Origin of the sequence: Streptococcus sp. (assembly GCF_041802885.1) — a bacterium.
Lineage (GTDB): Bacteria > Bacillota > Bacilli > Lactobacillales > Streptococcaceae > Streptococcus.
The window spans coordinates 22,192-43,828 of sequence record NZ_JBHCHN010000066.1 but is presented as its reverse complement, the minus strand read 5'-3'; the positions used below and the strand labels follow the sequence as shown (position 1 = coordinate 43,828).

23 protein-coding genes are annotated in these 21,637 nt (G+C 46.9%); 19 read left to right on the top strand and 4 right to left on the bottom strand.

What is annotated here, in order from left to right; genetic code table 11:
* Nucleotides 1-97: 97 nt before the first annotated feature.
* The 13 genes from ACEYCN_RS08940 to ACEYCN_RS08880 all read left to right on the top strand — a co-directional run bounded on the left by ACEYCN_RS08940 (nucleotide 98) and on the right by ACEYCN_RS08880 (nucleotide 10,767).
* Nucleotides 98-1,216: an aminotransferase gene (locus ACEYCN_RS08940; RefSeq protein WP_373713939.1), complete on the top strand. Its 1,119-nt coding sequence runs from the start codon at nucleotides 98-100 to the stop codon at nucleotides 1,214-1,216.
* A 104-nt stretch (nucleotides 1,217-1,320) separates the two neighbouring features.
* Nucleotides 1,321-2,136, top strand: a complete 816-nt coding sequence (locus tag ACEYCN_RS08935) for a transporter substrate-binding domain-containing protein (RefSeq protein ID WP_373713938.1) — start codon at nucleotides 1,321-1,323, stop codon at nucleotides 2,134-2,136.
* 334 nt (nucleotides 2,137-2,470) lie between these two features.
* Nucleotides 2,471-2,962: a hypothetical protein gene (locus ACEYCN_RS08930; RefSeq protein ID WP_373713937.1), complete on the top strand. Its 492-nt coding sequence runs from the start codon at nucleotides 2,471-2,473 to the stop codon at nucleotides 2,960-2,962.
* Nucleotides 2,962-3,171: a helix-turn-helix domain-containing protein gene (locus tag ACEYCN_RS08925; protein ID WP_373713936.1), complete on the top strand. Its 210-nt coding sequence runs from the start codon at nucleotides 2,962-2,964 to the stop codon at nucleotides 3,169-3,171. Before ACEYCN_RS08930 ends, ACEYCN_RS08925 begins: the two co-directional genes overlap by 1 nt.
* Nucleotides 3,172-3,303: 132 nt before the next feature.
* Nucleotides 3,304-4,179, top strand: coding sequence for a DNA-formamidopyrimidine glycosylase (mutM, locus tag ACEYCN_RS08920; RefSeq protein WP_373713935.1), 876 nt, complete (start codon nucleotides 3,304-3,306; stop codon nucleotides 4,177-4,179).
* Nucleotides 4,121-4,708: a dephospho-CoA kinase gene (gene coaE / locus ACEYCN_RS08915; RefSeq protein WP_373713934.1), complete on the top strand. Its 588-nt coding sequence runs from the start codon at nucleotides 4,121-4,123 to the stop codon at nucleotides 4,706-4,708. Before mutM ends, coaE begins: the two co-directional genes overlap by 59 nt.
* 46 nt (nucleotides 4,709-4,754) lie before the next feature.
* Nucleotides 4,755-5,990 carry a multidrug efflux MFS transporter gene (locus ACEYCN_RS08910; protein ID WP_373713933.1) on the top strand — a complete coding sequence of 412 codons (1,236 nt, stop codon included), beginning with the start codon at nucleotides 4,755-4,757 and terminating at the stop codon, nucleotides 5,988-5,990.
* Entirely contained in the window at nucleotides 5,987-6,136 is a 150-nt protein-coding gene (gene rpmG / locus ACEYCN_RS08905; protein ID WP_373713932.1) for a 50S ribosomal protein L33, read from the top strand. Before ACEYCN_RS08910 ends, rpmG begins: the two co-directional genes overlap by 4 nt.
* A 46-nt stretch (nucleotides 6,137-6,182) precedes the next feature.
* The gene (secG, locus tag ACEYCN_RS08900) at nucleotides 6,183-6,419 is read left to right on the top strand and encodes a preprotein translocase subunit SecG (protein ID WP_373713931.1); all 237 of its coding nucleotides are present in this window, start codon (nucleotides 6,183-6,185) and stop codon (nucleotides 6,417-6,419) included.
* A 50-nt stretch (nucleotides 6,420-6,469) separates the two neighbouring features.
* The gene (gene rnr, locus ACEYCN_RS08895) at nucleotides 6,470-8,812 is read left to right on the top strand and encodes a ribonuclease R (protein ID WP_373713930.1); all 2,343 of its coding nucleotides are present in this window, start codon (nucleotides 6,470-6,472) and stop codon (nucleotides 8,810-8,812) included.
* Nucleotides 8,775-9,242, top strand: a complete 468-nt coding sequence (gene smpB, locus ACEYCN_RS08890; RefSeq protein ID WP_373713929.1) for an SsrA-binding protein SmpB — start codon at nucleotides 8,775-8,777, stop codon at nucleotides 9,240-9,242. Before rnr ends, smpB begins: the two co-directional genes overlap by 38 nt.
* 9 nt (nucleotides 9,243-9,251) lie before the next feature.
* Nucleotides 9,252-10,109: an SAM-dependent methyltransferase TehB gene (gene tehB / locus ACEYCN_RS08885; RefSeq protein WP_373713928.1), complete on the top strand. Its 858-nt coding sequence runs from the start codon at nucleotides 9,252-9,254 to the stop codon at nucleotides 10,107-10,109.
* A gap of 187 nt (nucleotides 10,110-10,296) precedes the next feature.
* Entirely contained in the window at nucleotides 10,297-10,767 is a 471-nt protein-coding gene (locus tag ACEYCN_RS08880) for an N-acetyltransferase family protein (protein WP_373713927.1), read from the top strand.
* A 7-nt stretch (nucleotides 10,768-10,774) separates the two neighbouring features.
* On the opposite strand, the gene ACEYCN_RS08875 is transcribed toward ACEYCN_RS08880, so the two are convergent.
* From ACEYCN_RS08875 to ACEYCN_RS08865, 3 genes are all read right to left on the bottom strand, one after another.
* Nucleotides 10,775-12,046 (bottom strand): hydroxymethylglutaryl-CoA reductase, degradative, encoded by a 1,272-nt coding sequence (locus ACEYCN_RS08875; RefSeq protein ID WP_373713926.1) that lies wholly within the window; start codon nucleotides 12,044-12,046, stop codon nucleotides 10,775-10,777.
* Nucleotides 12,047-12,110: 64 nt separating this feature from the next.
* Nucleotides 12,111-13,271, bottom strand: coding sequence for a hydroxymethylglutaryl-CoA synthase (locus tag ACEYCN_RS08870; RefSeq protein WP_373713925.1), 1,161 nt, complete (start codon nucleotides 13,269-13,271; stop codon nucleotides 12,111-12,113).
* A gap of 17 nt (nucleotides 13,272-13,288) precedes the next feature.
* On the bottom strand, nucleotides 13,289-14,467 hold the full coding sequence (locus ACEYCN_RS08865) for an acetyl-CoA C-acetyltransferase (protein WP_373713924.1): 1,179 nt from the start codon (nucleotides 14,465-14,467) through the stop codon (nucleotides 13,289-13,291).
* 211 nt (nucleotides 14,468-14,678) lie between these two features.
* Between ACEYCN_RS08865 and ACEYCN_RS08860 the strand changes: the two genes are divergently transcribed.
* From ACEYCN_RS08860 to ACEYCN_RS08850, 3 genes are all read left to right on the top strand, one after another.
* A complete protein-coding gene (locus ACEYCN_RS08860; protein WP_373713923.1) occupies nucleotides 14,679-15,374 on the top strand; it encodes a phosphoglycerate mutase in 696 nt (231 codons plus the stop codon).
* Nucleotides 15,375-15,457: 83 nt separating this feature from the next.
* The gene (locus tag ACEYCN_RS08855; RefSeq protein WP_373713922.1) at nucleotides 15,458-15,841 is read left to right on the top strand and encodes a VOC family protein; all 384 of its coding nucleotides are present in this window, start codon (nucleotides 15,458-15,460) and stop codon (nucleotides 15,839-15,841) included.
* A gap of 157 nt (nucleotides 15,842-15,998) precedes the next feature.
* Complete coding sequence (locus ACEYCN_RS08850; protein ID WP_373713921.1) at nucleotides 15,999-17,393, top strand: polysaccharide deacetylase family protein; 1,395 nt, start codon at nucleotides 15,999-16,001, stop codon at nucleotides 17,391-17,393.
* Nucleotides 17,394-17,421: 28 nt separating this feature from the next.
* On the opposite strand, the gene ACEYCN_RS08845 is transcribed toward ACEYCN_RS08850, so the two are convergent.
* Entirely contained in the window at nucleotides 17,422-18,504 is a 1,083-nt protein-coding gene (locus tag ACEYCN_RS08845) for a DEAD/DEAH box helicase (RefSeq protein WP_373713920.1), read from the bottom strand.
* A 124-nt stretch (nucleotides 18,505-18,628) separates the two neighbouring features.
* Here ACEYCN_RS08845 and udk point away from each other — a divergent pair, with 124 nt between their 5' ends.
* From udk to ACEYCN_RS08830, 3 genes are all read left to right on the top strand, one after another.
* On the top strand, nucleotides 18,629-19,258 hold the full coding sequence (udk, locus tag ACEYCN_RS08840) for a uridine kinase (protein ID WP_373713919.1): 630 nt from the start codon (nucleotides 18,629-18,631) through the stop codon (nucleotides 19,256-19,258).
* Nucleotide 19,259: 1 nt separating this feature from the next.
* A complete protein-coding gene (locus ACEYCN_RS08835) occupies nucleotides 19,260-19,802 on the top strand; it encodes a PadR family transcriptional regulator (protein WP_373713918.1) in 543 nt (180 codons plus the stop codon).
* A 269-nt stretch (nucleotides 19,803-20,071) separates the two neighbouring features.
* Nucleotides 20,072-21,619, top strand: a complete 1,548-nt coding sequence (locus ACEYCN_RS08830; RefSeq protein ID WP_373713917.1) for a 2-isopropylmalate synthase — start codon at nucleotides 20,072-20,074, stop codon at nucleotides 21,617-21,619.
* Nucleotides 21,620-21,637: the final 18 nt, after the last annotated feature.

Genomic DNA, 21,637 nt, shown 5'->3' with positions numbered 1-21,637 from the left:
ACTGGTCCAGTTTTTTTGCATGTCTATTCAGCTGACTTGCTTTTTTTGGCGGACTAACGTATACTGATTCAGATAAAAAGAAAGTGTAGAAAATAGTATGAAATTACCTCGTTTTGGTGTGGAGGAATGGCTCAATGTCCATGAACAGTCAGCTAGCTATGACCTGGCCTCAGTCTCTATCCGGTCCATGACTCTGGATGAACTGTTTGCGCTGACTCAGACAGACGGCTCTGCCTTTTTCCAAAAGCTTCAAAAGACAACCTTAAATTATGGATGGATCGAGGGGGCCCCGGCCTTCAAGGAGGCGGTGGCTAGCCTTTATGAGCACCAAAGTCCTGACAATATCCTGCAGACCAATGGGGCAACGGGGGGCAATCTGCTGGCCCTCTATAGTCTGGTGGAGCCTGGCGACCATGTGATTTCCCTCTATCCTAGCTACCAGCAGCTCTATGATATTCCCAAGTCTTTCGGGGCTGAAGTTGATTTTTGGCATATCCGGAAAGCCTTGAACTGGTTGCCAGACTTAGATGAGCTCCGTCGTTTGATTCGGCCCAATACCAAGCTCATCTGTATCAATAATGCCAATAATCCAACGGGGGCTGTGATGGATCGCGCTTTCCTGCTGGAATTGGTGGACATTGCCCGGTCTGTCGGGGCCTATATTCTCTCGGATGAAGTCTACAAGAGTTTTGATGACAGCTTGGAAGTGCCCGCTATCTGCGATCTCTATGATAAGGGGATTTCGGTCAATTCCCTCTCCAAAACCTATTCCCTGCCTGGGATTCGAGTTGGCTGGGTGGCTGCCAGCCCAAGTCTCTGTCAGGTCTTCCGTGATTACCGAGACTACACCCTGATCTGTGCGGGGGTCTTTGATGACATGGTGGCCAGCCTGGCCCTGCAGCATCAGGAGGCCATCCTCCAGCGCAATCGGGAACTTGTCCAGACCAATCTGAAAATCCTGACCGATTGGGTGGAGCAGGAGCCCCTGGTTTCCTTGATGGCACCGGCAGCAACCCCAACCTCTTTTATCCAGTTTCATTTGGACCAGGATGTGGAGGAGCTCTGCCTCTCCCTTTTGGAAGAGACGGGTGTCCTTCTGGTTCCTGGTAATCGCTTTGATATCCCTGGCCATGCTAGGCTGGGCTATTGCTGCGACACAGCTACCTTGCAAAAGGGTCTGGCCCTTCTGAGCAATTTTTTGAAAAAACGGGCATAGGTTTGAATTTTTATACAAAATTTTCTTGACTTTTGTATAAAAATAAGCTACACTAGAGTCTGTTGGACAACTCCAATGGATTTAGATGAAAATGAGGAATGATGATGAAACTGAAAAAACTTGCTCTTGGCCTCCTGACGGCCGTCTCCGCCCTAGCTCTGGCTGCCTGTGGTTCTTCGGCTGAAAAGACTGACAGTCTGACGGCTATCCAGGAAAAGGGAAAACTAGTAGTGGCTGTGAGCCCAGACTACGCTCCCTTTGAATTTCGTGCCCTAGTGGATGGTAAGGATACGGTGGTCGGCTCGGATATTGATTTGGCCCAAGCCATTGCTGATGAATTGGGTGTTGAACTGGAAATCTCCACCATGACCTTTGATAATGTCTTGTCCAGCCTCCAAACGGGCAAAGCAGACATCGCTATCTCTGGCCTTTCCTACACCGAAGAAAGAGCTAAGGTCTATGATTTCTCTGAAAGTTACTATACCACTGAAAATGCCATCTTGGTTGCGGCTGACAAGGCAGATCAGTTCCAAAGTTTGGATGATTTTTCTGGCAAAAGTATCGGTGTCCTAAAGGGTTCTATCGAAGAAACTCTGGCCAAGGAACAGCTGGAAGGTGCCAATGTGGTTTCTCTACCTGTGATGGGAGATGCCATCACCCAGCTCAAGGTTGGTCAGCTGGATGCTGTCGTGTTGGAAGCTCCAGTTGGGGAAGGTTATGTGGCCCAGAATCCTGATTTGGTGATGAGCCAAGCAGCCCTGACAGTTACTGAAGGAGATGCCAAGGTCATCGCCATGCCAAAAGACAGTCCAGAATTGAAAGCCGCCATCGACAAGGTGGTTGTCAAACTGGTCGAAGATGGTACCTACAAAGAATACATTTCAAAAGCGGCTGAGTTAACAGGGTCAGCCATTGAATAAGGCCTGTCTGCAAGTGGAGGAATTTCTATTTCCATGGGAGAATGAGTTTGGGACAAAATTAGTTCCAAACTCTTTTATGCTTGTTTTAGGTACTTATAGCACAGTGGTTGAGTGGGCTCTAATGCGCTGATAAATCAGCTTTTACAGCCCTACTCAACTGTGCGGAGGTGGGACAACGAAATCGAATTTCTTCGAAATTACCGATTTCTGTCCCACTCTCTTTTCTTTTGCTTGAAAAAATTATCGTTTTACGATAAAATGTTTGACAAAGGAAAATTATTGTTTTACAATAATTGTAAAAGAAGTATTTGCTCACATGATGTTGGAGGTGTCTATGAAAGCCAATCCGATTAAACAAGTTGTCACTGTCCTTTTCGGAATCGTTCAGGTATTTTGGATTGGATGGTTTTTCCTCCGTGCAGCCATCGCCTATCTGATGATAGCCTTGGACTGGCAAGGTTCTGGGATGACGCTCTATGAGCTAGGCTTTTGGAGTTTTGAGTTTTTCTGGGTAGGAGTTTTGCCCTTTGTCATCATCTGCCTTTCCAAAGGTCTGGTCCTGAGGCTGGTGGATAAAAAGGCATTTACCAATGAGGGATACAAGCTCAGCCTGTCTATCTTTATCTTGACAGGTCTAGTTGTTCTTTCCAGCCTGCTGCAAGATTTTTTCTATTATAAAAAACCTCATCAGGATTGGCTCACCGTGGTGGACCAGTACATTTTGCCTTATATAGGCGCATATCTGATTCTCTTGCTTCTGCTAATCTTGGTTTTTGTCATCAAAAATGGTAAAAGTGTGCAGGAAGATATGGATGGGATTGTCTGATGGGAAGGATTAAGGTGCATTTGGACAAGGTCCTGGAAGAAAGAGGCATGACCTCCAAGGAACTGGCTGAAATGATTGGCATTACCCAGGCCAATCTTTCCATTCTTAAGACCGGCAAGGCCAAGGGGCTTCGTTTTTCGACCTTGATAGCCATCTGCGAGATATTGGATTGCCAGCCAGCGGATATTTTAGAATATGTCAAAGACTAGAAAAACAGAAAGGCAAGCCCTCATGTCTTGAAGAAGGAACTCTGTGAAAATGGACACTTCATTCCAGGTAATTTGTTACCGTCCTTGAAGTTCCCTTTTCCTTGAGTTCCTAAAGGGCTTCGTATTGGAAATATGCCAGAATTACCTGAGGTGGAGACGGTTCGGCGAGGCTTGGAGCGCTTAGTTTTGGGCAGACGGATTGTCTCAGTAGATGTACGGGTGCCAAAGATGATCAGGACCAGTAGGGAGACCTTTTCCTTGGATCTGATGGGGCAAACCATTGAGGCGGTCCGCCGTCGGGGTAAATACCTGATTTTTGATTTGGGCCAGCAGGTCCTGATTTCTCATTTGCGGATGGAGGGCAAGTACCTGCTCTTCTTAGAGGAAGTTCCAGCCAACAAACATTTTCATTTTTTCTTTGGGCTGGATAATGGGGGGACCCTGGTTTATCAGGATGTGCGTAAGTTTGGCACCTTTGAGCTGATGGCCAAATCTCAAGAAGCAGCCTATTTTATCTCCAAAAAAATCGGCCCAGAACCGACCAGCCAGGATTTCAAATTAGCTCCTTTTGAGCGGGCAGTCCTAGCTTCTAAGAAAGCCATCAAGCCCCTGCTTCTGGAGCAAAAACTAGTGGCTGGTTTGGGCAATATCTATGTGGATGAAGTGCTTTGGGCAGCCAAGGTCCATCCAGAGCACCTAGCTGCTCAGCTGAAAAAGGCCGAAATCAAGCGGCTTCATGACGAGACCATCCGGATCTTGCAGCTGGGTATCGAAAAGGGTGGCTCCACCATTCGGACCTATCGCAATGCCTTAGGCCTGGATGGGACCATGCAGGACTACTTGCAGGTCTATGGTCAGACTGGTCAGCCTTGTCCACGTTGTGGCAGGGCCATTCAAAAGATTCAAGTAGGAGGGCGGGGCAGTCATTTTTGCCCCAAGTGTCAAAAAAATGACAAAAATAATCGGAATAACAGGGGGCATTGCCTCTGGCAAATCGACGGTTGTTGAGGAAATCCGCCAGGCAGGCTATCGGGTCATTGATGCGGATGCAGTCGTCCATGACTTGCAGGCCAAGGGAGGGCAACTCTATCAGGCCTTACTGGATTGGTTGGGCCCAGAAATCTTGACGGCAGATGGTCAGCTGAATAGGCCCAAGCTTTCCCAGCTGATTTTCTCCAGTCCTGAACATCAGGCCAGATCAGCTCAGCTGCAAAATGACATCATCCGCCAGACCCTGGCTAAGGAGCGGGATCGCCTGGCTCAGTCAGAAGACATTTTTTTCATGGATATTCCGCTCCTGGTGGAGTTGGATTATCTGGACTGGTTTGATGCCATCTGGCTGGTTTATGTGGATGAGGACAAGCAAGTCCAGCGACTCATGGAGCGAAATGGCTACAATCAGGCTCAGGCCCAACAGCGGATTGCTGCCCAAATGCCTCTTTTGGAAAAGAAAAAATATGCGACTTTGATTTTGGACAATCAGGGCAGTTTAGAGGATTTGCAACAACAAGTGCGGCAAGCCTTGAAAAATCTATAAGATAAGGAGAAAATGACCATTTTTCTCCTCTTTTTGTGTTATACTAATGACAGATAGTTGGAAAGAAGATGATTGTATCACAAGTGAAATAGATTGGAAGCAGAACTTACGAGTTACCTGGTTGGGTAACTTTTTGACTGGGGCCAGCTTTTCTCTGGTCATGCCTTTTATGTCTCTTTATGTGGAAGAGCTGGGCGCAAGGGGAAATGACATTGAATTATATGCCGGTCTGGCAGTATCTGTGACGGCCTTGGCCTCGACTATCATGTCGCCCATCTGGGGCTCCTTGGCTGACCGTTATGGCAACAAACCCATGATGGTACGGGCTTCGACCTGCATGCTCTTTACCATGGGTGGTCTGGCCTTTGTCCCCAATGTTTTTTGGCTCTTGCTGCTGAGACTCCTGACAGGGATATTTGCAGGCTATGTTCCCAATTCAACGGCCCTGATGGCCAGCCAAGTCCCTCGCCATCGGGCTGGCTATGCACTGGGAACCCTTTCCACTGGTTTGGTAGCTGGTAATCTCATGGGGCCTCTCTTGGGCGGCCTGTTGGCAGACACATTCGGGATGAGGTCCGTATTTCTCATCGTTGGCGGCCTTCTGTCGGTCTTAACTATCTTGACTATCTTTTTTGTCAAGGAAGACTTTACTCCACTCAAGGCTGGTCAGACCATGCCTATGAAGGAAGTCTTGAGTCGGGTCACAGATAGAAAGATTTTGCTGGGACTTTTTGTGACCAACATGATCATCCAAATGGCAGCCCAGTCTGTCATCCCCATTATGACCCTCTATATTCGCCACCTAGGGCAGGTCAACAACCTGATGTTTGTAGCTGGTCTCATCACCTCGGCCATGGGCATTTCCTCTATCCTGAGCTCTGGTTTTCTTGGGAAAATCGGCGACCGGATTGGGAATCACCGGCTCCTCTTGGCGGCCCTATTTTACAGTTTTATCATGTACTGGTTATCGGCCCATGCCCAGAACCCTCTCCAGTTGGGCCTGATTCGCTTCCTCTACGGCTTTGGAACAGGGGCCTTATTGCCATCGGTCAACTCTCTCTTGACCAAGATGGCGCCCAAGGAGGGCCTGGCTCGGATTTTTGCTTACAACCAGACCTTTACCTATATGGGAAGTGTCTTGGGGCCAATCTTTGGTTCTAGCGTGGCTGCCTATCTCGGCTACCCCTGGGTCTTTTATATGACGGCTGGCCTGGTCTTGATCAATCTGATCTGGTCGCTCATCATTTTTAGAAATTATGTGAAAGTTAAGGAAATCGTGTGAGAGTTAAAATCAATTTGCAATGTTCCCAATGTGGCAGCAAAAATTACCTAACCAGCAAGAACAGCAAGACCCATCCTCATAAGATTGAGGTCCTGAAATATTGCCCAAAGGAAAGAAAAGTAACCCTTCATATTGAAACAAAATAAGATTTGTGGTATACTGTTATGAGTTATCAAAGAAAGTGAAAGAAAAATGTATCAAGTTCTATTAACCACTCTTTTAGTTTTATCTGTTATTATTGTTGCTGTCATCTTCATGCAACCAGCAAAAAACCAATCCAGCAACGTCTTTGATGCGGCAGGCTCAGGAGCCCTGTTCGAGCGGACCAAGGCGCGTGGATTCGAGGCTGTGATGCAACGGTTGACTGCAATTCTGGTCTTCATTTGGCTCGTCATCGCACTAGCCTTGGTTGTCATTTCAAGTAGTTAAAACAGTGGGCTGGGACTTGTTCTTGGCTCTTTTTTATAGTAAAGGAAAAAATGAAAAACGACATTAAAGCATTATTAGAAAGCAGCGGTCCCCTACCCGTGGACCAGCTGGCAGATCAGCTAGGGGTTCTCAAGGCCAAAAACTTTACAGAACTGATTAAGTTGATTTCCAAGATGGAAAGCAGACGGGAGCTGGTCTTTACAAGGGATGGCAGGGTCGGCCTGCCTCCAAAAAAAGAAAAAAAAGCCCCTACTGTAACGGGGATTTTTAGGGCCCATAAAAATGGCTTCGGTTTTGTAACCGTGGATGAGGAAGAGGATGATCTCTTTGTCGGCCGAAACGATGTCAACCATGCCATCGAGGGTGACAAGGTCGAGGTTATCATCAAGAAGGTGGCCGACCGCATGAAAGGAACAGCAGCAGAAGCCAAGGTCATCGACATTTTGGAGCATGCCCTGACATCGGCTGTCGGCCTCCTGATTTTGGATGAGGAAAAACCTAAGTACGCTGGTTACATCAAGTCCAAAAACCAGAAAATCAGCCAACGGATTTATGTTAAAAAATCTCCTCTGGTTCTGGATGGCACTGAGATTATCAAGGTGGATATTGAAAAGTACCCCAGCAAAAAGCATGATTATTTCGTGGCCAGCCTGAGGGAAGTAGTGGGGCACAAGGACGATGTGGGCATGGATGTGCTGGAAATCTTGGAGTCCATGGACATTGTCTCTGAGTTTCCAGAGGCTGTCCTGGCAGAGGCTAATCAAGTGCCAGATGCCCCATCTGAGGCTGATATGGCAGGCCGGCTGGACCTGCGCCAAGAAATCACCTTCACCATCGATGGGGCTGATGCCAAGGACCTGGATGACGCTGTCCATATCAAGCAACTGAAAAATGGCAACCTGGAACTGGGTGTCCATATCGCAGATGTTTCCTACTATGTGACTGAAGGGTCAGCCCTGGATCAGGAAGCCCTCAGCCGAGGCACTTCCGTCTATGTGACCGACCGAGTGGTCCCAATGTTGCCAGAGCGCCTCTCCAACGGCATCTGTTCTCTGAATCCCCAAGTGGACCGCCTGACCCAGTCCGCCATTATGGAGATTGATCAAAAAGGGCGTGTCGTCCAGTCTTGGATTGGGCAGACGGTCATCAAGACCACTTATCGCATGACCTATTCAGATGTCAATGACATGCTGGCTGGTGATGCAGAAAAGATGACAGCCTATAAGTCAATTATGCCCAGCCTTGAGCTCATGGCTAAGCTCCATCATACTCTGGAAGCCATGCGGATTCGCCGTGGCGCCCTCAATTTTGACACCAGTGAAGCCAAAATCTTGGTCAATAAGGAAGGCCTGCCTGTTGATATTGTCCTGCGCCATCGGGGTATTGCAGAGCGGATGATTGAGTCCTTCATGCTGGCGGCCAATGAATGTGTGGCCGAACACTTTGCCAAGCTGGAGTTGCCCTTCATCTACCGAATTCATGAGGAGCCCAAGGCTGAGAAACTGCAGAAATTCATCGATTATGCCAGCAGTTTTGGTCTGGCCATTTATGGGACGGCCAATTCTATCAGCCAGCAAGCCCTGCAGGATCTGATGGAGCGAATCAAGGATGAGCCCTATGCGGATGTCCTCAGCATGATGCTCCTGCGCTCCATGCAGCAGGCCAGATACTCTGAGCACAATCAGGGCCACTATGGGCTGGGTGCGGACTTCTATACCCACTTTACCAGCCCCATCCGCCGCTATCCCGACCTCCTAGTCCATCGGATGGTACGGGAGTATGGCCAGCTGACCGATGAGAAAATCGCTCATTTTGACCAGATTATTCCTGAGATTGCCAAGCAGACTTCTAGCTTGGAGCGGAGAGCCATCGAGGCCGAGCGCGAGGTCGAGGCCATGAAAAAAGCCGAGTTTATGCAGGAATTTGTTGGTCAGGAGTTCGACGGCGTCATCTCCAGTGTGGTTAAATTTGGACTCTTTGTGGAACTGCCCAATACGGTGGAAGGTCTGATTCATATTACCAACCTGCCAGAATTTTTCCATTACAATGAACGGACCCTCAGTCTGCATGGGGAGAAGTCTGGCCTGGTCTTCCGGGTGGGTCAACCCATTCGCGTCCAGCTGACACGGGCCGACAAAATGACTGGAGAAATCGACTTTGCCCACGTATCGTCCGATTTAGATATTTTGGAAAAAGCCCCAAAAAGGGAGAAAAAAGCAGCCTTTCGTAAGGATCGAAAGACAGCTGACAGTAAGAAGGCTGGATTTACCCAGAAAAAAGACAAGAAAGCTTCGGCAGGCAAGTCAAGCAAGAAAAAGAAATTTTACAAGGAAGTAGCGAAAAAAGGAGGAAAGCATGGTCAAGGGCGAAGGAAAAGTCGTCGCGCAAAATAAAAAGGCACGTCATGATTACACCATTGTCGATACCATCGAGGCTGGCCTGGTCCTGACGGGGACAGAAATCAAGTCCGTCCGTGCCGCCAGAATCAACCTCAAGGATGGGTATGCCCAGATTAAAAAGGGAGAAGCCTGGCTGGTCAATGTCCACATCGCCCCTTATGAGGAAGGCAATATCTGGAACCAGGACCCAACCAGGACCCGAAAGCTCCTCCTCCACAAGAAGCAAATTGCCAAGTTGGAGGGAGAAGTCAAGGGCACCGGGATGACCCTGGTCCCCCTCAAGGTCTATATCAAGGACGGTTTTGCCAAGGTCCTGATTGGCCTGGCCAAGGGAAAACACGACTATGACAAGCGAGAATCCATCAAGCGCCGCGAGCAAGATCGAGATCTCAAACGGACCATGAAGGCTATCAATAGTCGTTAGGAGTAAGAGATGAAACGAATCGCCTACAAACGCATGCCTGTTTGGAATCGGGAAACGGTCCCGACTGAAATCACCCATAAGCACAATACCAAGGTGGGAACCTGGGCCAAAATCAAGGTTCTCAAGGGCCAGCTGCAATTTGAAGCCATTTCGGATGATAATGAGATCACATCTGTGACGGTCTATGATGCCCAATCAGATATCCCCATGGTCGAACCCCAGGCCTGGCATCGGGTGACCCTGCTGACAGAGGATACGGAATTTTTCCTGGAATTTTTCTGCACAGAAGAGGATTACTTGACCAAAAAATATGGCTATACCAGGACCCATTCGGAAGTCATCGAGGCTCTAGAAACTATCACCCAGCCCTGCAAGGTCTTGGATTTGGGCTGCGGCCAGGGCCGCAATGCCCTTTACCTGGCCAGAAAAGACTTTGATGTGATTGCGGTTGACCAAAATCTCCAGAGTCTGAACATCCTGCAGCAGGTCATGGAAGCCGAGGATTTGGACCTGCAAGTTGGGACCTACGATATCAACTCAGCTAGTCTGAGTCAGGACTATGACTGGATCATCTCGACGGTCGTCTTTATGTTTTTGCAAAAAGACCGAGTACCAGCTGTAATCCACAACATGCAGGAGAGGACCAAGCCTGGCGGTTACAACCTGATTGTGGCAGCCATGGATACCGCAGATGCTCCCTGCCCCATGAATTTCAACTTTACCTTCGCAGAAGGGGAGCTCAAGGAATATTACAAGGACTGGGAGCTCATCAAGTACAACGAAGACTTTGGCGAACTCCGCAAATTGGACGAACATGGCAACCGCCTGCGCCTGCGCTTTGCAACCATGTTGGCAAGGAAGAGATAAGGACCGATTTCGGATTAAAAAAACGAAAAATCCAGCTCAAAGCGAGCTGGATTTTTCAGGAGATTTATGAAAAATTTTAGGATACACTTATAGTATAAAGGATTTTTCAGATAAAACATCCGTCTTGAGACCTATTTTACAAAAAGAAGCTTTTCTGATAAGATAGAATACAAAATTGGAGGTTTTTATGGCGATTCGACAAGCGACAGTGGCAGATATTCCTGCCCTCAATCAACTTTTGCAGGAAATCTTATTGGTCCATCATGAGGCCAGACCAGATATTTTTCGACCGACCGGCCAGAAGTTTTCTTCTTCAGATTTGGCGGACATTCTATCCAATCCTGAAACCCCTATTTTTGTCTATGAGGTGGAAGGAAAGGTTGTGGGCCACATGTTTTGTCAGATTTCAGTTGCCAAGAGTCCAGTATTAGAGCCCGTCAAGACCTTTTTCATTGAGGATCTCTGTGTCGCTCAGGAGGCGCGTGGGCAGCAAATCGGGAAGAAGCTCTATGACTTTGCTGTGGACTTGGCCAAGAAGGAAGGCTGCCACAATCTGACCTTAGATGTTTGGGATGATAACCGTGGAGCCAAGACCTTCTACGAAAGGCAGGGGCTAGTAGCCCAAAAAACTAGAATGGAATTACGGTTAGACAACTAAAAGAGGCCTAGGCCTCTTTTTCTTTATCCCTTAATTGAGCCAAGAGTTGCTTGGCTGTTTCCAGGTTGGTATGCTTTTCCTTTCGCAGCTGCTGGGCGATGGTATCGGCTTCTTCCTCATTTGCTCCGGCTAAGATGGCTAGTGATTTGGCCTGGAGTTTCATGTGGCCGGCTTGAATGCCTGTCGTGACAAGGGCGCGAAGGGCTGCAAAGTTTTGACAGAGGCCGGTTGCCACGATAAGACTGGCAAGGGTTCTGGCATCTGGATGGCCCAGAATATCAAAAACTGCTTGAACCTTAGGATTGAGGCCGATTGAGCCACCGACCGTAGCAATCGGAAGAGGAAGGGTCATCTGCCCCAGAAGATAATCCCCCTCAAGGGTCCATGTCGACAGACCTCGGTACTGTCCATCCCGAGCAGCATAGGCATGGGCACTAGCTTCGACAGCCCGCCAGTCATTGCCCGTTGCGACCACCAAGGCATCGATGCCGTTGAAGATTCCCTTGTTATGGGTGGCGGCACGGTAGGTATCCACCTGAGCCAGTTGACTGGCCAGGGCGATTTTTTTGGCGGTTTCTTGGTTCAAAGCTGCGCTGGTTCCTAGACTGGAGATGGCTATCCGACAGCGAGCTGTGACCAGAGATTGACTGGCATAGTTGGAGAGAATGGCCATGAGGGCCTGCCCTTGACTCAGTTCCTCCAGATAATCCTTGATGCCTTCCAGCATGGTGTTGAGGATATTGGCACCCATGGCTTCTAATACATCAACTGACAGATAGACAATGAGGAACTGGTCCTTGATGTCGACCTGGATTTGACGGGCACCCCCTCCCCGCTTGACGATGGACGGGTGGGCCTGGTTGGCCAAAGATAGGATACTTTCCGTTTCTGCCAGAATCTTTTCTAGGGCTTCCTGAGGGTCAGGCACATCATAGAGGGCTACCTGGCCAATCATGAGCCTTTCCAGAATTTCTGAATGGAAGCCACCTGAGCGGCCGATGATTTTGGCTCCAAAAGAGCAGGCAGCTACGACAGACGGCTCTTCCGTGACCATGGGCAGGCTGTATTCTTGACCGTCCAGAAGGAACTCAGGAACGACTGAAAAGGGCAGCGAAAAGGTCCCCAAGTGGTTTTCCGTCATCTTGCCAGCGATTGCTTCTGGTAGATTTTGATCTTGCATCAGAATCTCCGCACTTTCTTGGCTGAAAGAGCGTTCTTGCTGGAGAATGGCAATCCGTTCCTGCCGTGTTTTTTTGTAAAATCCTGAAAATCGTGACATAGGGCCTCCTAATCTGCTAAAAAAATCAGCTGGCTTGCGCCAACTGACAGCCATTTGGCTAAGTTTATTTTTTGCGATAAATCCGTTTGTGATCTTGAATGTCAATGAGGGCAAAATCAGCTTCATCTGTAGGGATGTTAATAGCCTTTCCTGTCTCATCTACTTGGATTTCTTCAAAGAAGAGGGCTTCGTAATCCTCAACGGTCAATGGGGTGCGCTGGTTCAGACTTTCCAAGCGATTGTTGTCTAGCTGGTTTTGGTAACCCTCAACCAGGCGACCGCTAAAGAGTTCGCAGACCGCACCGCTGCCATAGCTGTAAAAGAGGATGTCATCTCCAGCTTTGAGGGCTTGGCTATTTTCCAGGAGGGAGAGGAGGGAGAGGAAGATAGAGCCAGTGTAGATGTTTCCGACTAGCTTATTGTAGACAATGGCTTCGTGGAAGCGGGCTGTTAGCCGATCCAAGGTTGCCTCATCCTCCTTGCCGATGGCCTGCAGGCCCTTGAGCCCTTGCTTGGAGAAGGGGATATGGAGGCACATGGCAGCAAAGTCTGCCAGTTTCTTGCCCGTCCGTTTTTGGTACTCAGCAAAGGTGGTGGTCAGGCAGTCCGTGTACTGCACTGTTGAAAATCTGCCATCAACGCGGGGATATTTGTCTTCGTTTGGTCGCCAGAAGTCCATGATATCACGGGTTTGGCAGACATTGTCATCGTGCAAGACCATGATGGCTGGATCTGCTGTCACCAACATGGCAACAGCCCCTGCTCCCTGGGTTGGCTCACCTGCAGAGGCAATACCATACTTGGCGATATCGCTGGCGATGACCAAGACCTTGGAGTTTGGAGACTGGGCGATGTGGCTCTTGGCTAATACCAGACCAGCTGTGGCCCCGTAGCAGGCTTCCTTGATTTCGATGGAGCGGGCAAAGGGGTTGATGCCCAGAAGCCCATGAATAAAGACTGCAGCGGCCTTACTCTGGTCAATGCTGGACTCTGTACCAACAATAATCATGTCAATTTGAGCCTTGTCCTCATTCGTAAGGATGGCTTGGGCAGCCTGGGCACCCAGAGTTACGATGTCTTGAGTAATAGGGGCAACAGCCATCTGGCTTTGAAGCAAGCCGAGTTTGTATTTATTGGGGTCAACCTGTCGGGCCAGGGCCAAATCTGCCAAATCTAAGACATAACCTGGGGCCGCAAAGCCGATTTTATCAATACCGATTTTCATCTTTATTCCTTATTGTGTTATTTTGCATTGGAAACAATCATGCTGATGCCTTGTCCGCCTCCGATACAGAGGGAACAGAGGCCCAGATGGCCATTTCTTTTTCCTAATTCATGAATCAAAGTCACCAGAATGCGGGCACCGCTGGCACCGATGGGGTGACCAAGAGCAATGGCACCGCCATTGACATTGGCTTTTTCAGGGTCAATGCCCAGTTCTGTCAGAACGGGAATAGACTGGGCTGCGAAGGCCTCGTTGATTTCAAAAAGGTCAATGTCTGCGGTGGTTTTCTGGATTTTTGCCAGGGCTTTTTTGCTGGCCTCAATCGGACCCAATCCCATATAATTGGGGTCTAGGCCACTGCTGGCAGAGGCTTCGATATAGGCTAATACTGGAATTCCAAGCTCGACTGCCTTATCTTGGGACATGAGAACCAAGATGGCGCAGCCGTCGTTGATGCCAGAAGCGTTTCCAGCCGTCACAGTACCATCTTTTTTGAAGGAAGGCCTCAGGTTTGCTAATTTCTCCAAGCTGGTTTCTCTAGGGTACTCATCTTGGTCAAAGAGGACTTCCTTGCGCCCCACCTTCACTGTCAGCGGCACAATTTCATCAGAAAAGCGGCCGTCTGCGATAGCCTTGAGGGCTTTTTCTTGGCTGGCCAAGGCAAATGCATCCTGTTCCTGGCGGGTCAGCTGGTATTTTTCAGCTACATTTTCAGCTGTGATGCCCATGTGTTCTCCGCTAAAGGCATCAGTCAGGCCATCTGTTAAGAGGCTGTCCTCAAGAGAAATGCCGCCTAATTTTTTACCGAAACGACTGTCTTTGGATAGGTAAGGGGCCTGGCTCATGATTTCGATGCCACCAGCCACCACTACATCCTGATCACCGGCCAAGATAGACTGGGCCGCCAGTTGGACGGCCTTTAGGCCAGATCCACAAACCTTGTTGACGACAAAGGCAGAAGTGGTTTCGGGAATGCCGGCACCCAGTGCAATCTGCCGGGCAACATTCTGTCCCTGACCTGCACCAAGTACATTGCCAATGATAACTTCCTCTACTAGATTAGGAGAAATAGTTGATTTTTCTAAGGCATAAGTAAGGACTTGCGCTCCCAAATCTGCCAGTTTTATATCTTTTAGACTGCCGCCAAAACTGCCAATAGCAGACCGGTAGGCAGCAACAATCGCAACTTTTTTCATGGATGCTAGTTCATCTTTCTGACAATATCATGTATTTCAACCTTACCATTATACCATTTTTAAGGATAAAATTGACAAAATAGTCTCGGTCTGGGGGCTGATTTTCTTCCAAAGGAGATGAAAACGCAAACAGGACATAGAAAGACTAGCTTTTTTTTAGGTTTTTGGGTAAAATAGAAACCGTAAGTAAATTAAATAGAGGAGTTTTACAATGGTAAAATTGGTTTTTGCTCGCCACGGTGAGTCCGAATGGAACAAGGCTAACCTTTTCACTGGTTGGGCTGATGTAGATTTGTCAGAAAAAGGCACTCAACAAGCCATCGATGCTGGTAAATTAATCAAAGAAGCTGGTATTGAATTTGACAAGGCCTACACTTCTGTATTGACACGCGCTATCAAGACTACAAACTTGGCTTTGGAACATTCAGACCAACTCTGGGTTCCAGTTGAAAAGTCATGGCGTTTGAACGAGCGTCACTATGGTGGCTTGACTGGTAAAAACAAGGCAGAAGCAGCTGCAGAATTTGGTGATGAGCAAGTTCACATCTGGCGTCGTTCATACGATACCCTGCCTCCAAACATGTCTAAAGATGATCCATACTCTGCTCACACAGACCGTCGTTATGCTCATCTTGATGACTCTGTTATCCCAGATGCAGAAAACTTGAAAGTAACCTTGGAACGTGCCCTTCCTTTCTGGGAAGATAAGATCGGTCCAGATTTGGTTGACGGCAAAAATGTTTTCGTGGGTGCACACGGTAACTCTATCCGTGCCCTTGTAAAACACATCAAAGGCTTGTCAGATGATGAAATCATGGATGTGGAAATTCCAAACTTCCCACCGCTTGTTTTCGAATTTGACGAAAAATTGAATGTAACTGCTGAGTACTACCTTGGTGGTGAATAAGAAGAAGAGGACTGAAATCTGATTTCAGTTCCTTTTTTCTAGCTTGTGATATACTAAAGTTATCAAAATAAAAGGAGTTTCTTATGGCTAGTTTAAAAATGTTGCATGCCTGCTTGCGGGTTGAAAATTTGGAAGCATCGCAGAAGTTCTATGAGGAAGGTTTTGGTTTCAAGGAGACCCGCCGCAAGGACTATCCAGACCATCAATTTACCCTTGTTTATTTGGCTCTTCCAGGCGATGACTTTGAAATCGAGTTGACCTATAACTATGATCATGGTCCCTACATCGTGGGAGATGGTTTCTCTCACCTGGCCCTCTCTTCAGATGACCTTGAGGCTGACAATGCCAAGCACAAGGCGCTTGGTTACCCAACAACAGATATCAAGGGCTTGCCTGGCAGTCCAGGCCGCTATTATTTCGTAACGGATCCAGATGGTTATCGGGTTGAAGTCATTCGGGCTGATTAATTTTTTGTAATGATTTGAACTTGGGCTCGGTTTGGTCCAAGTTTTTTTCTTTGTGAAGAAAATCGCAATTTTTTTCAAAAATTAGTGCCCTATCCATTGACAGGACAAAGCCAATATATTAGTATAGTTTGAGATAGGGAAGAGAGAGTTTTGAAAAGTGAAAAAGATTGTACTAATTATTGTAAACTTACTGCTGGTTACCCTTCTTTGTGTATCCAGTTTTTATTTGTATAAGGTCCTGCAAAATCGGCAAATTACTCGGTTTATCAAAGAAAAAGAGAGTCATTTACTGGTTCATGGCCAGTACGAAGTTGAGAATGGCAATATCGGACACCGTCATTTAACCGTTTGCTTTCCTAAAGATTCAGAAGGCAACCGCATTGTTCCAGTTGAAATATTGATGCGTCAACAAATCAAGGATTCATTAGGAAGCAACAAACCAACAGGAGAAATCGATGAGTTGGTTTTTGTGTCCACTTCGGATATGTCGACCAATATTCCAGGTGTGAGGCGTACGGAAATTTCCTCTCAGACTTACAAGGTTTCTGGTTTTAAGTTTCAATCTTTGGGAAAGAAAAAATCTCGGTCAATTTTACTAACAGCGGCTAATCAACGCTTTAGTCTAAGCGATTTATTGGCTGATTTTGGAAAGGGAAAATCCTTATTTACCGAACGTATCAAAACTGATTTAGAGGCCAAGCAAGTTGCTCCAGAGCAAGTTGGAACCTACCTTACTGCCTTTGAACAGATGGATTTACAACAGGCAGAATTTAGTTACGAAGCCAGTCAAGTGATTCTCCACTTATCAGAGCAAGCAGTCGGTCTTTCCCAAGTGACAGTAAATATCAGCAGCTTCTTTGATATGGTGAATGGGCAATATCTGACCGATACGGACCGCCAAGCCTATGAAGCTTATCAGGCTGAAAAACAGCGTCAGGCCACAGAGCGGATGGTTGCTCTAACATTTGACGATGGTCCCAATCCAAAGACAACTCCTATGCTCCTAGACATCTTGAAAAAATACAATGCCAAGGCAACCTTTTTCATCCTAGGGCAAAATATCCCTGGAAATGAAGAGATTGTTAAACGCATGGTGGCAGAGGGTCATGAGGTAGCCAATCACTCCTGGAGTCATCCTAATTTTAAAACACTCTCACCAGAACAAATCAAACAAGAGGTTGAGCAGACGCAATCTGCTCTTGAGAAGATTACGGGGCGCAGACCCATTATGATTCGCCCGCCATATGGTTCTGTGAATCAGATGGTTATGGATGCAATGAATCTGCCAGCAATGTATTGGTCTGTTGATAGCTTGGATTGGAAAAGTCGAGACCCTAAAGCTATTTTAGAGGTTGTAAAGGCCAATACCCGTCCAGGAAGTATCATCTTGATGCACGATATTCACCAATCAACTGTGGATTCGATGGATTCTGTGCTGCAACATCTGCAAGCACAGGGATATTCACTAGATACCCTTCCAAACTTGCTTGGTCCAAATCTTGATCCAAAGCTCATTTATTATGATCGTGACTCAAGACGGCCAGCTCAATAATAAGAAAAAACGACCTTCAGGGGTCGTTTTAGACTTTATACAATTGTTGGTTTTTCAGCACTAGTTCAGAAACGGGTGCATATTTTTTCAGGACTTTGAGGTCATTTGGATTGGAAATCAGGGTGATAACTAGACCTTCTTTACCCATGCGACCTGTTCGTCCAGCGCGGTGAGTGTAGGCTTCCTGATTACGTGGGAGGTCAAAGTTGAGGACACATTCCAAATTGTCAATATCAATACCCCGAGCAACCAAGTCGGTGGCCAAAAGCAGGGCGATTTCCTTGTTTTTGAATCGCTCGATGATGATCTTTCGGAACTTGACATTGACATCTGAGGCTAGGGAAACGACATTGGCCTGACGGTAGGTCAGCTTGTCTTCACTAGCTCCCAAATCTGATAAACTATTAAAGAAAGTTAGGGCTCGAAAATCAGAGATATTGGCAAATTTTCTCAGTAATTCTATTCGGTCCCGCTTGTCTACTAGGATATAGCTGTGCTGGATATTGTCCAAGGCTTGCTTGGTCAAATCAATGGTTAGAACATCTTCAGCAATTTTTTTGCGGTCAAATTTGGCTGTAGCACTCATGTAAATGAGCTGGTGGTCTCTTGCCACATGATGGAGAATCTTATCTACAAAGTGAAACTGGGAGTCGCTAAAAAGCTCATCAAATTCGTCCAGAACGATGGTTTCGACAGTCATCATCTTAATTTTTTTGAGCTTGATCAATTCATAGATGCGGCCCGGCGTCCCAATCAGGATTTCTGGGCCTTTTTTTAAACGTTCAATCTGCCGTTTCTGACTGGAGCCAGATAGAAAGAGCTGAGCAGTCAGACCTAATGGTTCAGCCCAGCTTTTACAAACCTCAAAGATTTGACCCGCTAGTTCGGTGTTGGGAGAAAGGATGAGAAGTTGCTGCGATTTTTTGGGAGTCAACTTTAGCAGGCTGGGCCAGAGATAGGCCAGAGTTTTTCCAGTACCTGTAGGACTGATCCCTAGCAGATTTTTTCCTGCAAAAATAGGTTTATATGCTTCTTTTTGAATGGGAGTGGCTTCTGAAAAGCCTAGTGTTTGGAGCTGGTCCCGCCAGCTTTTTGGAAATTCTTGGTACATGTTTGCTTCTTTCTAGTCTCTCAAACAGGAAATTATCTGATTTTTCCCTGTTTTTTGGACATTTCATCTTTTATTATACCATGTTTTGTGGTAATATAGGTGCAGTAAAAAATAGGAGAAAATAATGACTAATAAACCGATTATAATTGGTGTAACAGGTGGCTCAGGAAGCGGAAAAACAAGTGTATCTCGCGCCATCTTAGATAATTTCCCAGATGCCCGTATTTCCATGATTGAGCATGATTCTTATTACAAAAATCAATCTCATCTGACCTTTGAAGAGCGCGTGCGGACCAACTATGACCACCCGTTGGCCTTTGATACCGACCTGATGATTTATCATTTGAGTGAGCTCTTGGCTGGTCGTGCGGTGGATATCCCTATTTATGACTACACCCAGCATACTCGCAGTGATAAGACTTATCATCAGGAGCCGCAGGATGTCTTTATCGTCGAAGGGATTTTGGTTTTGGAAGACAAGCGCCTGAGGGATTTGATGGATATCAAACTCTTTGTGGATACGGATGATGATATTCGGATTATTCGTCGGATTAAACGCGATATGGTAGAGCGTGGCCGGAGTTTGGAGAGCGTTATTGAACAATATACTTCGGTTGTCAAACCCATGTACCATCAATTTATCGAGCCTAGCAAGCGGTATGCGGATATCGTCATTCCAGAAGGGGTATCCAATATTGTTGCTATTGACCTCATCAATACCAAGGTAGAAAGTATTTTACGGGAAAGAAACTAAGATGTCTAAACAAAGAATTTTACCTCATATCATTCTCGGTGTCATTTCGGCTAGCGGAAGTCGGATATCCGGCAAGCAGATTACAGATTATGTTTATCGGGAAATTGGTGAGTTTTGGCAGGTGGCCCACAGTCAAGTTTATCCTGAACTCAAGCGTATGGTGCAAGAAGGCCTACTAGAGGTTCATGCAGTTCCTGACAATGATAAAGAAAAGCATTACAGCATGACAGAACAAGGTCAATCCTTATTGGATGAGTGGCTGACAGTTCCCAACGAAGAGACCCCCCAACAAAAAGATATCTTCTCCTTGAAAATGTTCTTTATCAGCAAGATGGATGATGAGCGGATTGTAGGACATTTAGAGGGACAGATAGTCCTTTTAGAAAAGCACCTCCAGCATCTGCTCAACCGCAAGGAAACCCTCTTCGATGAAACCTACATTGCCAATAATTATGGTCACTACTTAGTCCTGGAAAGAGCCATCGCTAGAAATAAAGGTCAACTCAAGTGGCTCAAAACCACCTTAAAGAAACACAAAGGCTAACAGTAGTTGGTCTTTTGTTTTTGGATAAATTATCAGATAATTACAACAATAAAGAAAATTCTTGACATACCTTGCGAAATACAGTAAAATATAGCTATTCTATCTCAAGGAGTCAGCCAAATGAGTCGTTATAGCAGCCAAAATCTATTGTTGCGACGAGAGGACTAGTGCATACCAGCATTAGTCCTGTTTGGCTTACCAAGCGGGAATGAAAACATCCCGCTTGTAAAGTGGGATGTTTTTATTTTTTTAAGAAGCGAGGGAAGATTATGCGAACAGTTGAATTTTTAGATACCAGTCTTCGGGACGGTGAGCAGACACCGGGTGTCAATTTTTCCATCAAGGAAAAGATTGCCATTGCCAAGCAGTTAGAAAAATGGGGAGTCTCTGCCATCGAGGCTGGCTTTCCGGCGGCCAGTCCTGATTCTTTTGCGGCGGTTCAGGCTATTGCCAAAGTGATGACAAAGACGGCAGTGACGGGCTTGGCTCGCTCTGTCAAGTCAGATATCGATGCCTGCTATGAAGCTCTGAAGGATGCCAAATTCCCTCAGTGCCATGTCTTTATTGCGACCAGCCCTATCCACCGGGAGTTCAAGCTCAACAAGACCAAGGAAGAAATTTTGGCGGCCATCAAGGAGCATGTTTCCTATGCTCGGACCAAGTTTGATGTGGTCGAATTTTCACCAGAAGATGCGACTCGGACGGAGTTGGATTTCCTTTTGGAAGTGGTGCAAACAGCTGTCGACGCAGGAGCCAGCTACATCAACATCCCAGATACCGTCGGTTTTACAACACCAGAAGAGTATGGCTCTATCTTCAAGTATTTGATTGAAAATGTCAAAACGGACCGCGATATTCGCTACAGTCCCCACTGCCACAATGACTTGGGCATGGCCGTGGCCAATACCCTTTCTGCTATCAAAAATGGGGCAGGCCGAGTTGAGGGCACCATCAATGGAATCGGTGAGCGGGCAGGGAATGCAGCCCTGGAAGAAGTGGCCGTAGCCCTCAATATTCGTGAGGATTACTACCAGATCCAAATCCCCATCGTCCTCAAGGAAACCATCAATACTTCTGAAATGGTTTCTCGTTTTTCTGGTCTTCCTATTCCTAAAAACAAGGCTGTGGTGGGGGGCAATGCCTTCTCCCATGAGTCTGGGATCCACCAGGACGGTGTCCTTAAAAACCCTCTTACCTACGAAATCATTACACCAGAGTTGGTCGGTGTCAAGTCCAATTCCCTGCCACTTGGCAAGCTTTCTGGCCGTCATGCCTTTATCGAAAAGCTCAAGGAATTGCAGCTTGATTTTGAAGAAGCGGAAATCAAAACCCTCTTTGTCAAGTTTAAGAATCTGGCAGATAAGAAACATGACATCACTGATGCGGATATTCGCGCCCTTGTCGCAGGTACAACAGTTGAAAATGTGGAAGGCTTCCACTTCAGCAACCTCAAGCTGACCTCAAATGCGGATGAAACCATCACAGCCACTGTCACCATGATCAATCAGGAAGCTGAAACGGTTGACTTGCTGGCCAATGGTCAGGGTTCTGTCGAGGCAATCTTCAATGCGATTGATAAGTTCTTCAATCAAACAGTCCGTCTGGACACCTTCAACATTGATGCGGTGACAGAAGGAATTGATGCCCAGGCTGCTGTAAATGTAACCGTTGAAAATGTGGATACAGACACCATCTTCAATGCGACGGGTATTGATTTCGATGTTCTCAAAGCGGCTGCCATTGCCTACATCAACGCCAATATTATGGTGCAAAAGGAAAATGAAGGCCAATTGGCAAGGCTGTCTGAAAAAGACTAAGTTAGAAAGTGTTGTAAA